Genomic DNA, 14,952 nt, shown 5'->3' with positions numbered 1-14,952 from the left:
TTGCTTAACACAGCCACTAAAATGTGGCTGTGTTGCTTGTGTTGAGGTATCAGTCAACCTCTTAACGTTTTTGAATGGTCTCAACGTCTATCTGCGTAGTTGTCCAATCTGAGTCAACCTCTCCTCGAATCATTACGGTATCTTTTGGTGTCACTTCTTGACCCATCCAATCTTCGTTGTCGATCTCTACTTCGATCTCACCAGTGTTGTCTTTGAACAAGTAAGTCTCGTTACCAAATGATTGAACAATATGCCCGGTTAGCACTACAGCGCTGTCGTCGGTTGCGTTGCGCGCCTCTTTCACCGTATTGATTGCACTGACTTCTGGACCATTAAACGCGGCGAAAGCCGAGCTTGAAAGTAGGGCAAGCATGGATGTTAACAATACTCTTTTCATTATCATCTCCTTATATTAGAAGTAATAAGTTGTGCCTACGTTAAAGGATGCAGTGTTTGCGTAGCTGTCTAGTTGGTATTTAGCGTTTGCGCCAATGGTGAGCTTTGGCAACACTTGGTATTCCGCGCCCACAGAGAACATTGCGCCTAACTCGTTGCTTTTCTCCGAGCTATGGAAAAGCGTGTTGCTTATTTCCACATCGTCATTCGCGACAAGCTCATATTCTTGATGTTGAGCAACCTTGGCGTCGTATTGTGTGTAAGTTAAACCCGCTTTGAATTTTGTTGTCCATTTATCACTTAATGCATAGCTAAACACTGGTGCTAGCGAGACTTGTTTGGCTGTGATAGAGGCATCCCAATCCATTTCATGATGGTAATCTTTGCCATCAATTGTCTTGATACCAAGGTTCTTAGAACGGCCGTCATCAAGGTCAAACTGGCTGTAACCTAGCTCAATTGCCCAATTGTCATTAAACGAGTAACCGATAAAACCTGAGAAGATACCACCCTCAAGTTCTGGATTAAGCGTTACATTTTCAGATGAAAAGTGAGGTTCCAAGTCATGGTCAGTGGTGCCTAGTCCATATTCCAGACCTACATAAGGAGCCGCAGATACCGAAACTGAGCAGGTAACGAGTAACGCAAGAATGGTTTTGTTCATTTTATTTTGCCTCTTCAAATCAACTTAATGAGTAGAAGCGCATTGTGTGTGATGAAGCGTGAAGTGATCGTGAAGAAACAAAAATATTTCAGAAAAAGAGCAAGGTGCGGTAAAAAAGAAATTGTTTTAATGAATATGCGCCAAGCTCTTTATATAAAGAGAGTTAACTTGCGGCGACGTAACACACCGCAAATGGCACATTAAGGCGAGTAAACTCTTTAATCCAACGCCATTGGTTGTCTTGGAGTTTATCTCCTGGGCCTTTTACTTCAATCCATTCGAACTCGTTTCCTTTGAAAGCAATCAGATCAGGCATCCCATTGCGGTAAAGCTTTAGGTCACTCAATTGTATTTTAAATAGCGCCACCAACATGCTAGTTGGGATTGTATCGAGTGCCGTTTCGAGTAGCTCTTTACTTATTAAGCTCCAATGCACAAATGGATTGCTGATACCAAACTTCTCATCGTACCTAGTTAACAACGTATGAGTATTGCCCGTTTCCAACTCATCAAACGTCGCATCTATCAAAGCTTGGCGTTTGGTAACAAAATCAGAATGGTACAAATCTAAAGGACGGTGTTGATAGGCATTGATGAATGCGCCTTCGATGGGAGCGAAAATCGCATCCCAAAAAGTGAGACCAAGTAATGCATTAAGCAGTGCATTTTCGGCGTAAAATACAGTCCAGCCTAAGGACTCAAAATACGCTTTGCTGGCGAGTTCGACTCTCTGTTGAGATAAATCCAGTTCAAGGCGGTATTCCGTACAGGTTGGCTTCGTCACTCTTGGCACTTTCTCGCCTTGTTTTCGTTTTAACCGTTGCTCAAGTTTTTGTGCAACTTCGAGCTCAGACACATCGATCGGTGAGTTAAGCATATCTGTGACAATGTCACCAAATAAATCATCATGGTTTAATTTGTCATAGATACGTGCGCGTCGTTCTCGGCTCGGTGTGAGTTGAGTTTGGCCAAATAGAGATAGGGCGGTCTCTAGATCATTAAGCCGTTCGTAATCACGTGCTATGTCATTCAACATGTGCTCGCGTTTACGATCTACGTAACGGTGTTTAACGGGCTGAGGCATTGCCTCAATTAATAAGTCGAGATTGGCTTTGTCTTTTCGGTCAAATTGCCAGTACAGGTTGGCCAACTGGCTCAGTTCAATTAAGCGGTCTATTTGCTCACGTGAATCAAAGAAACGGCGCACTTTACTCAATTGATATTGCTCGAACTGATGCAAACCTAAGTCATCAAGCACAAACTGACTTAAGTCTTGATGGGTGTTGGCAAAAAACAGAGTGAGTAACACGTCGATCATATGAGCAGAATTGAGTTTGACGATCGTAAACTCAAGCCGCTCTATACGATCAAATTCCGTATTACTCAAATGTTCGACAAGGGCGTCTTTCTTGAGTGATTTCGGCAGTTCGGGATAAAGCGCGGAGATTTCTGGTTTGGTCAGTAAATTAGCCGCTAACTCTTGATGAGAAAGGGGTGGGGAAAGGGCTACAAACTCATGCTGACTCAATTCTGCCAGTGCTTCATTGATAGAAGGTATTTCTTGATAACTCAGCTTATCACTTCGAAACCAACATCCCTTTCGGCTGTATAAACGCACCAAAAGGCACTGGGCGTGTTTGCTCAAAGAATCAAACGAGCAAAGCCATGCGTGTTCTTCCTTGGTCAGTAAATCGCTGTACCAAGTTATTGCGTGATGAGTCAGCTTGAAGAAGTTCTCTAGATAGTAGTCTGGTGCAAGTTCGATAGGGCTTTCCATAAACGACCGATAACAAAAAAGGCTTAACCCATAGGTTAAGCCTTTTCGCTATCAAATCAATTCGCAATTATGCGTTTTTTAGCTGTGCTACTTTCGCTTCAGACAATGGCTTAGTGATGAACGCTAGTACGATACATACTGCCACCATTGCTGAAGAAATTGTGTAAGCCAAGGTGTAGCCGTCGCCATTTGTCATCGAGAAACCAACAACCGCTGCGCCGATTGCACCACCGATACCCCATGCTGTGTAAAGCACGCCGTAGTTAGTGCCGTAGTTTTTCAGACCGTAGAACTCAGCCGTTAGAGTAGGGAATACCGCTAGAAGTGTGCCGTAACCTACCGCTGCGATTGCTGTACCGATGATCAGTGTAAACTCAGAGTCGAACGTCGCGAACAGCACCATGTTTACGCCTTGTAGAACGAACGCGAGTAGAAGCGTACGAACACCGCCGATTTTATCTGCAAGCATACCCGCGGCAACACGACCGCCAGAGTTAAATACAGCAAGAATAGACGCTAGGTAAACCGCGTTTGGCAAGTTTGCTTGAACGCTTGCGATTGTCGTGATGTTACCAATGATCATTAGACCAACAGAAGCTGCAAACGCGTACATGATCCATAGAGAGTAGAACTGTGGCGTTTTCAACATTGCTTTCCAAGTTAAGTCATCTGACTTTTTCACCGCTTTAGGTGCTTGGCCTTCTTTTACTTTAGGCTCCGCAGGTGTGTAGTCTGCTGGTGGGTTGTTGATGGTTGCTGCAAGAGGAACCGCAATCGCTAGGATACCAACACCAAGAACCATAAAGCTAGTTTGAATGCCCATGCTGTCTATTAGCGCAGAAGTTACTGGCGCAAGGTAAATAGCCGCTAGACCAAAACCTGCCGCAATAATGCCGTTAACCATACCTTTCTTCGAAGCGTGGAACCACTTCATCGCAGAAGGTGATAGGCATGCGTAACCAAAGCCGATACCTGCACCTGTGATCACACCGAAGGTAATGTTCAGCATGAGTGGAGTGTCAACAAAGCCAGACGCGATCATGCCCAGACCTGTAAGAACAGTACCTAGGATAAGGATCATTCGAGGGCCCATGCGGTCTTGAAGAATACCTGCAATAAGAAGACAGATAGAGAAAGTGATGGTTGCAGTTGCGTAAGGTGCAGAAGCTTCTGCAGCACTCCAGCCTGATTCAGTTACCAGTGCCTTGTTGAATACACTCCAAGCATACAGGATGCCAAGACAAAGGTTGATACAGAACCCTGCTAACAGGATGCGCATAGCTTTATCAATCTTGCTCATTTTTATTCTCAGTTTTTCCTCTTATTGGCAATGCCGCAAAGAAGGTTGGTTTAAAGATGTTTTTTCTCAAAATTAGTTTGCGTTTTTCAACGTTTAACGCAATGAGCGCGGATTATAACCAATAAATATGTGATTGGAATCTCTTTTTACGGTTACTGATAAAATAATTTGCAACATTAAAAGTGGATGTGAATTCATGGTTTTGTATGTAGTAAGAACGTTGTAAAAAAGTGATATTTTTTGTTCGCTAATAACGAATGATGAGTCAAGACAGAGAGGTTTTACGCTGTTGAGTGCACAGTTCACATTTCAAATAAAAAATTTCAAAATGTTTCCATGTTAACCATCTGTAACAAAAATGGCGAATTTATCATCTAACTGTCGTAAGTATCAGATGCAAAGGGTTTCTTAATTTTTAATTGTTAACCTTTTGTAATAATTGAAGCTGATTAGCTTTTATGTTCATTAAGTGAGCAAAAAAGTAACTTGTAATTGCTGATTTTAGGCGCAGAATATAGTGAAAAATGAGTTTTCATTTATGAAGGGATGCTTTTTAGATTTGTTGTGAGGTGACTTATGAAACTGTTCCTATTACTCATGGCTTCGGTATCCGCTGGTATCGCATCAGCAGACCACATCCATTCATTTATGTTGGGCTTATCTATTGCTTCTTTAGCGGTAGGTAGCTGTTATTTCTTCGCATTTCGCAGCTCGCGCTTTCCACAGCTTGCTTTATTCCTACTCATTTGCGGTATGCTTTCTAAGTTGACGATAACCGTAGTCGGTGTGATGTGGGGAATGTCCGCGGAATTAATCACGTCTCCAATCGTATTCGCACTTTCATATTTATTCTTTTCGCTTGCCGTTACCTACTTATGGTTTAGCTACAGAGAGAGCATCACTAAGATTCCTGACCGATTTAAGTCAGCGTAAATCAACACATTAGAATAAAAAAAACGCCAGCACATTTGCTGGCGTTTTTAATTAAACGTAATTTTGTTCGGATATTGCTTTTAGTTTGATCGTGGCAATACCGTTAGGCACTCATTGGAACAAGCACCATAGTACCAATAATCACCGTGATAAGGCCTGCTAGAACTGGAACGGATGTGCGTTTTACAACCTCAAACGGGCTGATGTTTGCCATACCTGATGTCGCAACGATTACGCCAGATACTGGTGAGATAGTACGGCCTAGGTTTGATGCTTGAAGCATCGGGATAATTAGGAAAGCAGGGTTTAATCCCATTTTCGCAGCCAAAGATGGTGCTAACTCCACGAACGCATAGAAAGGCGCGTTACCCGAACCCGTTGCAATTGCTGCTGCAACTGTCAATGCAGTTAGAATAAGCATTAAAGCAACGCCGCCTGCACCAGCATTATCTGCTAGATGAAGTAGGTTATCGATAGCTCCGATAGACATCAGACCTTGTGCAAAAACCCCAGCGGCAACCAAAAGCATCACAACGCCTTTGAACGCGTCAGCCATGCCTGCGTAACAAGAATCTAAATCTTCTAGTGATTTCTTACCATCGAACTTATTTACAACATAATGGATCAGAGCTCCAAGGAAAATCGAACCAACCACAATAGTGTAGATGTCTAGACTAAGTCCTGGAATGGTACGACCGTTGAATAGGAAAACGCCGATGATAGGTAGAAAAGGAAGAGCTGCATAAAACGCTGGTGCGTCAGCTTTGATCTCTGATACATCAATTTTTTCCATTGGTGTATTTTCTTTCTTATCTAAGTATTTGTTCCAGAAGAACGCTGCCGCTGCCATGACGATGATTGCGCAAATAGAAACAGGCAACACAGTTTGTACCGCAAACACATCAAGCTCTAAACCAGACTTTTCTGCTGCGATAACAACATCACCAGAAGTAGGAGAAAGGATGATTGCCGCTGGAGAGGCACACACTGCAACGGCTGCTGGACGAGAAATGCCCATCGCGACCATCATTGGGAATAATGTCGCCATTAATAGTACGCCAAGGCCTGTTGCAGAACTTACCGCAAGAGACATTAAACACGCCACAATGTAAGCCGCTACCAAAAGGACGTAAGGAGACTTGATGACAGAAAGCGGTTTAGAGAACTGTTTCACTACCACGTTGTTCGCGCCGATATGAGTCATGTATGACGCAAAACCACAAAGCAGCATGATTTGCATACCAAGACCGCCACCGCGGTATTGAAGCATGTATTTCACGTATTCCAGCGCATCTGTCACCATGTTACCAGTTGAGGTGATTTTTGACGGCAGCACGTCGTGCCCCAAAACGCCAGTCATAAGAAGTAAAGCAATACCAGCTGTCAGTAACACGCCCGCAGCTTTATAGCCTTTGACAATAAAGTAACCCACCGCAATGGTAACCACTAAGCCAATTAAGAGCTCTAACATAGGGATCTCCGAATGTTATGTAAAAAACAAAGAAACTGTTTCAGTTTATGACAAGGAATTTACAGAATTCTTAGCTGTGGCACGAGACAAATATGGGGCTTGCATGATCTGAGACAAATAATAATTTAATAAATAATTTCGTTAGATTGTATTGTTGGAATTTGGTTTTCTAAGTGTTATGTGCTGGTTTGAAGCTATTTATAGGAAGGAAAATATGACTAGGAAAGTGAATGAATAATGAGTGAATTGATTCACAATAGGAAAAAGACTTTACTCAATAAGCAATTATTGGAAAACACTCTTCACAACAAAAAAGCTTCGCCGAAGCGAAGCTAAGTAATCGTAAGAATGAGGATAAACTATGCGTATCGACGAACCATAAGGTTCCAACTACGCTGCTGCCGTTCGAACTCTGCTTTAATTTGCTGATACTTCATTTTTGTTACAGAACATTCGTATTTTTTTACCACACTGGCAGTTTTGGCACCGAGTACTTCTTTGCGCATCTCGTAGTATTCCTGCATGTGATGAACTAAAGTATCAAACTCTTGCTGTAGCTGATCGAGGATCGTTTGCGTGTTCGGTTTCGATTCTAGCTTTTCTCTTGCTTTCTTCAAAAGTTGACTCGCACGGGCTTTTTCAATTCTAAATGCAGGCGTTGTGCGCAACTTAGATGTGAGTCCTAGCCAAGAACATGACTTTATCAACCACTTCGTTGGGTCGTAATGCCACCAATACACGCCATTGCGATAGTCATTCTCGAAAATATGATGGAAATTATGGTAACCCTCTCCAAATGTGAAAAAGGCGAGTACACCATTATCGCGAGCAGTGTTTTTGTCTGTGAAAGTTTGCTTACCCCAAATATGTGCGAGGGAGTTAATGAAAAAAGTCGTATGGTGACTCATAAAGAGTCGAGCCGCACCAACGACCAATAACATCCCCCAGATATCACCGTAGATCAGTCCGAGCATGACTGGGAAACCAATATTAGTCAGTAGCGCAAGTGGAACATAATACTTATGCTGCCACATGACGATTTTGTCGCGCTTTAGGTCACGGCAGTTTGTATATTCGTTTTCCTTTGACTTATTGTAATCACGTAACATCCACCCAATGTGAGAATACCAAAAACCCCGCTTGGCTGAGTACGGATCTTTATCGTTATTGTCGACATGTTTGTGATGCACACGATGATCAGAAGACCAATGTAATGCACTATTTTGCAAAGAAAATGCTCCTCCAATCACAAAAATGGCGCGCAAAATAGGATGAGCTTCGTACGTTTTGTGGCTCCAGAGACGATGATAGCCTGCTGTAATAGAAAGGTTAGTAAAACTAAATGCAATCACTCCCCAAATTAGATGTTCCCAACCCAGCCCAAAATGATATGCATACCAAGGCATTACAATAAAAGTCAGAACAAAAATGGCAGAAAATATTAATGTATTCAACCAGATAACAGGTGGTTTGTTTTGAGTCACAGGTGTATCCCTAACTTTGAGCTAACAACTGTTCGCCAGAATATCAGCGTACACATGTAAGTCAAATTAAAGTTAGACAAATGTGACTATTCCTTTGGGTGTAGATTAAGGAACTTGATGGGATATTTTGCTTTTAATTGAATAATGAGTAGTATTAAAAAATGAGCTCTGGCTTAAGGTGTATAAAATCTGCCAAGAAACAAGTGTTATAAAGGTGGAATATACCGAGACTCTATAAAGAAGCAAAAATGTAAGAAAATAGGAATACGTAATGGATTTACGATTAGCGGAATATAAGGACTACGAGCGCATTGCGCATCTTCATGCGGATAGCTGGAAGCGTCATTACCGTGGCATTCTTAGTGATAACTATCTTGAGAAAGAAGCGATTGACGACAAACTACTGATTTGGCAAACCCGTTTGACCAACCCACCATTCAATCAGCACATTGTCTTGGCGGAGGAGGGAGGTTTGCTACTTGGCTTTGTTTGTGTGTTCGGCAACCATGATTTCGAGCGTGGAACCTTTATTGACGCATTGCATGTTGATGACAGTTACCGTGGTCGTGGGATTGGTAAGCAGCTATTACTTGCTGTCGCAGAATGGCAACAGCAGTACTTTAAAGACACAGGTCTTTATTTAGAAGTTGTGTCGCAAAACATTTCTGCGATTGAATTCTATCGCCACATTGGTGGTCAAGAGGATCAAGAGCGAACTTGGCGCGCACCTGATGGCAAAGAGGTGTTAGAAAAAGTATTCCGTTGGAAGAACGCCCAGTCATTAGTTAGTGGGATTGAGGAAAACGTGATTTACTCCTAACCTAGCGTTCTAAAACATTAGATAAGAGCAGTCTCAACACTGCTCTTTTTTGTTTATGCACCCTAACGTTATGTTTTATTAAAAGCTTTCTAGAAGTTAACCCCCATAGCTTTTAGTTCGAGCTCACATTGCTGAGCATTTTCAAACTGAATAGCAGCCATGCCAACTGCTCGGGCACCTTCAACATTGTAAGGCATGTCATCAATAAATACTGTCTCTTCGGGGTTAAGCTGATACTTTGAAAGTAGAGTTTGGTAGATCTCCGCTTGTGGTTTTAGTAATTGAACTTCAGAAGAGATGATTGCTCCATCAAACAGTGGCCAAAACTCATAGGTAGTACGAAGATGTTCCACAATTTCGTTGATGTTGTCTGTGAGCGCATATACGCCATATCCGGCACTTTTTACTCGTTTTAACAGCTCTATACTGCCGTAAAGTAGTATTTGAGTGTGTTTTACATAATAAAAGAAGCGGTCTATTTCTTCCGTCGTTACTTGGTGTTCACGTTGATAACGCTGTTTTGCTTCCCTTTCGGAGATCGTCCCTTTATTTAAATCTTTCCAGATTTGTGATGAAAATAGCATCTGAGCCATTTTCTCTGACTCTACGGAACCACCAAATGTTAAGCGAACGATTTCTACTGGAGACCAGCGTACCAATACATTACCTACATCAAAAATGACATTTTTTATCTGGACAGAATTCATAACACATCCCAAGCCAATTGTTCTTCACCACGCTATATGCGGTGAGTACTGTTTTTGAATCGTTGGAAAGTCGTGCCAAAGGCGCGACTTAAGTTTCTTGCACAAAATGAGATTAACATCCAATTGGATACAGAGCGATTATCGCAAAATTGCACTAAACTATATGCAACTTTGTTTATTTGGTTGTAAATCAAGTGTAGCTGTCTTAAAAGATTGAAACTAAAGATAAGTATTGCGAGCTGTTTACGTCATTTCGCGCTGCTTATAAATGATGATTAATATATAATTAGTTAATAATAAAACGATAAAAGTGAATCAAAATCACACTATTGTGCGTCAGGCGGAGTAAGCAAAACAGATTATATGGACTCGATACGTAAGGTTTATCAATATGCAGAACCAAACCTAACTCTCGTTGGCTGGATGGGGTTTCTTGGCTTTCCGCTGTACTACTTTGTCTGGGAGTTTGCCTTTCCACAGGCTTATGAAAATTTACCTCTTAGATTGTTTTGCTCGTTATTGTTTTTCGGCATCATTTTTAGAAACCGCTTATCATCGACTTGGAGAGATTATGTTCCTATTTACTACCAAGTGACGATAACGCTGTGCTTACCGTTTTTCTTTTTTTATATGTTACTGATGAATGACTGGTCCAATGTATGGGTTATGTCGTTTATGTCTGCAATTTTCTTACACATTTTACTGGTTCATGTTACTAGGGTCATGTTTGCTCAAACCTTTGCTGGGATAGGTTTAGCAACATTCTTCGCTTGGGTTGCAAAAGGGTTCCATCTTGACTTGACCATGGATTGGACTCATGTGCCAATCTTTCTGTTTATTTATGTCTTCGGTAATTTGTTCTATTTTCGTAACCAAGTTGAACATGAAGCGAAAGTCTCGCTGGCAAAATCATTCGGGGCAGGGATCGCACATGAAATGCGTAACCCGTTGAGTGGGCTTTGCACTTCAATAGATGTTATCCAGTCGATCTTGCCCAACATGAAAGAGGCAGGAAAAGAGCAGTACGTCATGAGTGTAGAGGATGTCACCTTATTACGTGAAGTGAGTCAGGATGCAATGAACATTATCCAATCGGGTAATGAAACCATCGATTTATTGCTAACTTCGATTGATGAAAATCGAGTTTCTCGTTCTAGCTTCAAAAAATATTCAGTTCACTCGGTCGTTGAACGGGCAATTGAAAGCTTCAGTTATAAACGTGCCACTGATCGATTTGCCATATCGCTGGATGCGAGAAGTGAGTTTGAGTTTCTAGGTAGTGATACATTACTTAAATACGTTATGTATAACCTCTTCAAGAATGCCTTCCATCACCGTAAATCTGAAGATTTTCACATACATGTATCCATGATAAGTTCAGAACGCTTTAATCAAATTGTTGTAACCGATAATGGTGCTGGCATTGCTCCTGATGTTCTACGCAATATCTTTCAAGACTTTTACACCACTGGCAAATCAGGAAGTTATGGTTTGGGTCTACCGTTTTGTAAAAAAGTCATGCGTTCATTTGGGGGGAACATTGAGTGTCAATCTCAGTTAGGGGAGTGGTCTCAATTTACGTTAACTTTCCCACTAACGACATCTGATACCGTTACTGAAATCAAAAACGATCTGACTAAACTCAAAACCATTCTAACGGTGACTAGCCAAGATATCTTGGTGTCTAAAGTAACAGATATTAGCCGTTTTATGGGCTTTGACTCGACGATTTTAGATGCCAACCAAGTACTCAAAAAGAAAGAGTACGAGTTCGAATTCGATCTGATTTTTATCGATCTTGAGAGCTTAGATCCAAGAGCAAACCAATTGGATAGATTAGAATCTCTCTTGTCTTTCACTGAAGCACGCATAGTTTATCTTTTTGAGCATCATCCGACTCAGAGAGCACGTAAGGCTGCATATGAACCTATTTGGATCGAAACGCAAGCCTGGTTATTGAATACTAAACCAACTATTGAGCGTCTCTTATATGATTCAAGCTATGTATCGACACCAACGGCCTCGGTGACGTTAGATAATTCAAATAAGCGCACAATTATGGTCGTGGATGATAATGAATCTTTGCGTAAATTCACGGCAATGTTACTTGAAAAGCAAGGCTTTGAAGTGATTCAGAAAGAAGACGGGCAGCAGGCTCTGGATACACTAGAGCAAGAAGATGTTGATCTCATTCTGATGGATATCGAAATGCCAATTATGGATGGTGTAGAAGCGTCTAGGCGAATTCGAAGCTCGGATAAAAACTATGCGTCGGTACCTATTATTGCACATACAGGGGATAGTTCACCTGTCACGTTGGACAAAATTGGGTCTTCGGGTATGTCTGACTTCATCGTAAAACCGGCGGATAAAAATCGCTTGTTCGATAAAATCGCAAACTGGATCTAATCATTCGCGACTTGTTTTCTTGAGGCGAGTTGCTCACAACGAATAACACGAATAAAGAGCTCAGCAAAACTGTTGAGCTCTTTAGTTTTATCTACACACTAACTTACACAAACTCTAAGTCAGGGTGTGCAAATGCTTGTTGGCAGACAGTGAGTACATGATCAACTTCAGCAGCTGTCATGTCGGCATTGACTGAAAAACGGATGATGTTTTTGTTCCTTCCAGTTGCAGGGCGGCAAAACACTGCGCCGTAAACATTTCGCTCTTCGAGAAAATCGCGGACTCGCTCAGTGTTTCTCTCGTTGCCGCATTCTAATGAGATAATTTGTGATTCACTGCGAATAGTAAATCCAATGCGTTTTAAACCAACGGCTAAAGACTTGGCTCTTTCAAACAGAATATCTCGCTTATCATCTGATTTTCTTATGACGTCCAGTGTTTTCTCTAGCCGAATGATCTCTTGCGGTAATACGGTAGAACTAAATATTGCAGGGTACGCCACAAACGGAAGCGTCTTCGACAGTTTTTCTGGGCCTAAAATCGCGCCAGCACGATAAGCAAAGGTCTTGGCAAGACTAACGGTAATAAAATCTACCTTATGAGTTAAGCCAAGACCCTGCAGTATCCCCGCACCTTGTGGACCGTGTGTACCTAAAGAGTGTGATTCATCTACAACCAGGCCGCAGTCAAACCCCTGTGCTATTTCGTAGATATCACGTAGAGGAGCGATGGTCCCGATAGTGCTGTAAACCGAATCCACAACAATGATCCCTGAACCGTGACGTGAAATCTGTTTTCTTAGGTGACTGGTGTTGTTATGCATGAACGGATGAATTTGTGCTCCGGCAATACGTGCGCCTTCCCACAAAGACATATGTGCAAAGAAATCAATGTACACAGGTATGTTCGGTGCACAAATAGTCTGCAATAAACCGACATTCGCAGCCCAACCAGATTGAGAAAGTAGACAACTAGGCATACCAACGAAACTGGCTAGTTGCGTTTCAAATACAGGTTTCGATTCATCGTCTTGTAAGAAAATCGCGGACATCACGACGTTGTCATCGTGCTGGGAAATCGCATCACGATGCGCGTTTTGAATCTCCTTATTATGAGACAGTGCAAGGTAATCATTGCTTTGCAGGACAACGGCATTACACGGTGGGCGTTTACCAAGAACAAGGTGTTTTTTATTCTCATTCGGTTCGATTAGATCTTGAATATAAAAATCTAGGCGTTCCTCGATAAAGGAGGGAAGTGGTTTGCTTTGTATAGTTTCACTCATAATAAATCTCTTCTTCATATGGAAAAACGCCAGCGCTGACACTTATTCATATTGCGGATTTTGGGGAGAGTGTCACTAACCAGGTTGCATAAGTTTGCAGACCCTTGCAAACTCGACATTTGAGGGTTGGATGGTGGCTGTAACTCTATAGGGGCCCGGGGTCTAAACTAGTTTGTGCTTAAAGTTTATACGGCGATTTTGCGGTGTTTTTTCGTGCTTCATATCTGGGATTTTGGATGAGGAATATAAAGTTTGAAAAGTGAAAAAAATGGGCGCATTAGATAACAAAAAAGGCGCGAAAATCGCGCCTTGAAACATGAGTAGATAAGAGACAAGCTTATCGCTTATTACGTAAATAGCGCTTACGACGCTCTTCTTTACGCTTCGCTTTTTCTTCTTCTTTACGGGCGGTCTCAATCTCGACTTCAATCAGCTCTTGAGTGATCATTTCTGGGCGTTCTAATGTAATTTGGCCCAAAGTGCCTTGGCGAAGTTCGTGTAATAAGATCTCTGATACTTTGTGCAAGTCAACACGTCCACCTGCACGTAGTGCACCGCGGCGACGACCAATTTCTTCCATGATCTCGATATCTGATTCTGGAAGCTCTTCAATTTGATAACGCTCTTTAAGCTTGTCTGCATAATGAGCTGCTAGGTATTCAATGGTATAGAATGCGACTTCGTCATATTCCATCGCTGTATCTTTTACCGCGCCAGTAGCCGCAAGGCGGAAGCCACTGTGTGGATTTTCCACTTTTGGCCATAAAATTCCTGGAGTATCAGATAATACGATGCCATTTTGCAGGTTGATACGTTGTTGACGACGTGTAACCGCGGGTTGGTTACCTGTTACAGCGATTGTTCGACCTGCGAGGGTGTTAATGATCGTCGACTTTCCAACGTTTGGGATGCCCATGATCATGGTGCGAATGTTTTTACCAATCTCTTCTCGGTGTGGGGCAAGTTTGCGGCAAAGCTCCATGATTCGATGCACTTCTTGTGGTTCAGAAGTCGTGATCGCCATTGCTTTTACATGTTGCTCTTGCTCCAAGTGCTCAATCCACAGTTGAGTTAACTCTGGATCGGCCAAATCACGTTTGTTCAAAACTTTAACGACAGGTTTGTCACCACGGATTTGAGAAATCAAAGGGTTTTCACTACTGAAAGGAATACGAGCATCCAGTACTTCGATGATCACATCCACTTGAGGGATTGCTTCTTCGATCTCTTTACGTGCTTTGTGCATGTGGCCAGGAAACCACTGGATTGAGTTATTAACCATTTGAATTTAATACCTTAATTTTTCTAATGCTCCAGCGGTTGTAAAAGTAGCAATGTGAGTCTTGAGTAATACAATACTAGAACGCATTTTCTAAAACTGTGTTTACTTCAAGCTGCTCGAAACCGCGGAGTTGAGCTTTCTTTCATGTTAATACGCCAGTTTATCATGGAATGATGATGAATCATTCAAGATGAAAGTAAAAAGCTATGGCGTGCAAACCTAAAAGCACACATCTCTTATATATACCGACTCGCAGTGAATATCCGTCTGGGTGAGAGACCGAACGCAAACGCTGTGTAGTCAAAGGTGGATTGTGTTGTCAGATTGTTCTGACGGATTTTGGTTTTTTGATTTTATATCAAAGCTTTATTTTTATTTCGCTATTGAGCGAAGTTTGACTTTTATCTGACAAAAACTAGTCTGA

General features: G+C 41.9%; 12 protein-coding genes. 3 read left to right on the top strand and 9 right to left on the bottom strand.

Annotated features, from left to right (window positions below):
- Nucleotides 1-61 precede the first annotated feature (61 nt).
- The 4 genes from R7093_RS14325 to R7093_RS14310 form a co-directional block, all read right to left on the bottom strand.
- Nucleotides 62-397, bottom strand: coding sequence for a YgiW/YdeI family stress tolerance OB fold protein (locus tag R7093_RS14325; RefSeq protein ID WP_017635355.1), 336 nt, complete (start codon nucleotides 395-397; stop codon nucleotides 62-64).
- 15 nt (nucleotides 398-412) lie between these two features.
- Entirely contained in the window at nucleotides 413-1,060 is a 648-nt protein-coding gene (locus R7093_RS14320) for an AcfA family outer membrane beta-barrel protein (RefSeq protein ID WP_017635354.1), read from the bottom strand.
- 163 nt (nucleotides 1,061-1,223) lie between these two features.
- Nucleotides 1,224-2,837 (bottom strand): VRR-NUC domain-containing protein, encoded by a 1,614-nt coding sequence (locus R7093_RS14315; protein ID WP_017635353.1) that lies wholly within the window; start codon nucleotides 2,835-2,837, stop codon nucleotides 1,224-1,226.
- Between the two features lie 67 nt (nucleotides 2,838-2,904).
- Nucleotides 2,905-4,137, bottom strand: coding sequence for an OFA family MFS transporter (locus R7093_RS14310; RefSeq protein ID WP_318146709.1), 1,233 nt, complete (start codon nucleotides 4,135-4,137; stop codon nucleotides 2,905-2,907).
- Between the two features lie 576 nt (nucleotides 4,138-4,713).
- On the opposite strand from R7093_RS14310, the gene R7093_RS14305 reads away from it, so the two are divergent.
- A complete protein-coding gene (locus tag R7093_RS14305; protein ID WP_005376535.1) occupies nucleotides 4,714-5,070 on the top strand; it encodes a hypothetical protein in 357 nt (118 codons plus the stop codon).
- Nucleotides 5,071-5,173: 103 nt separating this feature from the next.
- Here R7093_RS14305 and dcuC read toward each other — a convergent pair whose 3' ends face one another.
- On the bottom strand, nucleotides 5,174-6,541 hold the full coding sequence (dcuC, locus tag R7093_RS14300) for an anaerobic C4-dicarboxylate transporter DcuC (protein WP_005376528.1): 1,368 nt from the start codon (nucleotides 6,539-6,541) through the stop codon (nucleotides 5,174-5,176).
- A gap of 359 nt (nucleotides 6,542-6,900) precedes the next feature.
- The gene (locus R7093_RS14295; protein ID WP_318146708.1) at nucleotides 6,901-8,025 is read right to left on the bottom strand and encodes an acyl-CoA desaturase; all 1,125 of its coding nucleotides are present in this window, start codon (nucleotides 8,023-8,025) and stop codon (nucleotides 6,901-6,903) included.
- 271 nt (nucleotides 8,026-8,296) lie between these two features.
- Here R7093_RS14295 and R7093_RS14290 point away from each other — a divergent pair, with 271 nt between their 5' ends.
- Nucleotides 8,297-8,845, top strand: coding sequence for a GNAT family N-acetyltransferase (locus R7093_RS14290; protein ID WP_005376525.1), 549 nt, complete (start codon nucleotides 8,297-8,299; stop codon nucleotides 8,843-8,845).
- Between the two features lie 89 nt (nucleotides 8,846-8,934).
- Here R7093_RS14290 and R7093_RS14285 read toward each other — a convergent pair whose 3' ends face one another.
- A complete protein-coding gene (locus R7093_RS14285) occupies nucleotides 8,935-9,552 on the bottom strand; it encodes an HAD family hydrolase (RefSeq protein WP_171345646.1) in 618 nt (205 codons plus the stop codon).
- A 363-nt stretch (nucleotides 9,553-9,915) separates the two neighbouring features.
- Between R7093_RS14285 and R7093_RS14280 the strand changes: the two genes are divergently transcribed.
- Nucleotides 9,916-11,961, top strand: a complete 2,046-nt coding sequence (locus R7093_RS14280; protein WP_025767846.1) for a response regulator — start codon at nucleotides 9,916-9,918, stop codon at nucleotides 11,959-11,961.
- 103 nt (nucleotides 11,962-12,064) lie between these two features.
- Here R7093_RS14280 and cqsA read toward each other — a convergent pair whose 3' ends face one another.
- Complete coding sequence (cqsA, locus tag R7093_RS14275; protein WP_318146707.1) at nucleotides 12,065-13,246, bottom strand: alpha-hydroxyketone-type quorum-sensing autoinducer synthase; 1,182 nt, start codon at nucleotides 13,244-13,246, stop codon at nucleotides 12,065-12,067.
- A 337-nt stretch (nucleotides 13,247-13,583) separates the two neighbouring features.
- Complete coding sequence (gene ylqF / locus R7093_RS14270; RefSeq protein ID WP_005376521.1) at nucleotides 13,584-14,528, bottom strand: ribosome biogenesis GTPase YlqF; 945 nt, start codon at nucleotides 14,526-14,528, stop codon at nucleotides 13,584-13,586.
- Between the last annotated feature and the right edge of the window lie 424 nt (nucleotides 14,529-14,952).

This window comes from Vibrio sp. 1580 (genome assembly GCF_033340055.1).
The sequence above is the reverse complement of the archived record's forward strand: the minus strand, read 5'-3'. Positions and strand labels throughout refer to the sequence as shown.

Bases quoted from the DNA above. Each gene is read 5' to 3' on its own strand.
- R7093_RS14315 (WP_017635353.1), bottom strand. From the start codon at position 2,837: ATGGAAAGCCCTATCGAACTTGCACCAGACTACTATCTAGAGAACTTC.
- cqsA (WP_318146707.1), bottom strand. From the start codon at position 13,246: ATGAGTGAAACTATACAAAGCAAACCACTTCCCTCCTTTATCGAGGAA.
- R7093_RS14305 (WP_005376535.1), top strand. From the start codon at position 4,714: ATGAAACTGTTCCTATTACTCATGGCTTCGGTATCCGCTGGTATCGCA.
- R7093_RS14320 (WP_017635354.1), bottom strand. From the start codon at position 1,060: ATGAACAAAACCATTCTTGCGTTACTCGTTACCTGCTCAGTTTCGGTA.
- R7093_RS14285 (WP_171345646.1), bottom strand. From the start codon at position 9,552: ATGAATTCTGTCCAGATAAAAAATGTCATTTTTGATGTAGGTAATGTA.
- R7093_RS14325 (WP_017635355.1), bottom strand. From the start codon at position 397: ATGAAAAGAGTATTGTTAACATCCATGCTTGCCCTACTTTCAAGCTCG.
- R7093_RS14280 (WP_025767846.1), top strand. From the start codon at position 9,916: ATGGACTCGATACGTAAGGTTTATCAATATGCAGAACCAAACCTAACT.
- R7093_RS14290 (WP_005376525.1), top strand. From the start codon at position 8,297: ATGGATTTACGATTAGCGGAATATAAGGACTACGAGCGCATTGCGCAT.
- dcuC (WP_005376528.1), bottom strand. From the start codon at position 6,541: ATGTTAGAGCTCTTAATTGGCTTAGTGGTTACCATTGCGGTGGGTTAC.
- R7093_RS14310 (WP_318146709.1), bottom strand. From the start codon at position 4,137: ATGAGCAAGATTGATAAAGCTATGCGCATCCTGTTAGCAGGGTTCTGT.
- ylqF (WP_005376521.1), bottom strand. From the start codon at position 14,528: ATGGTTAATAACTCAATCCAGTGGTTTCCTGGCCACATGCACAAAGCA.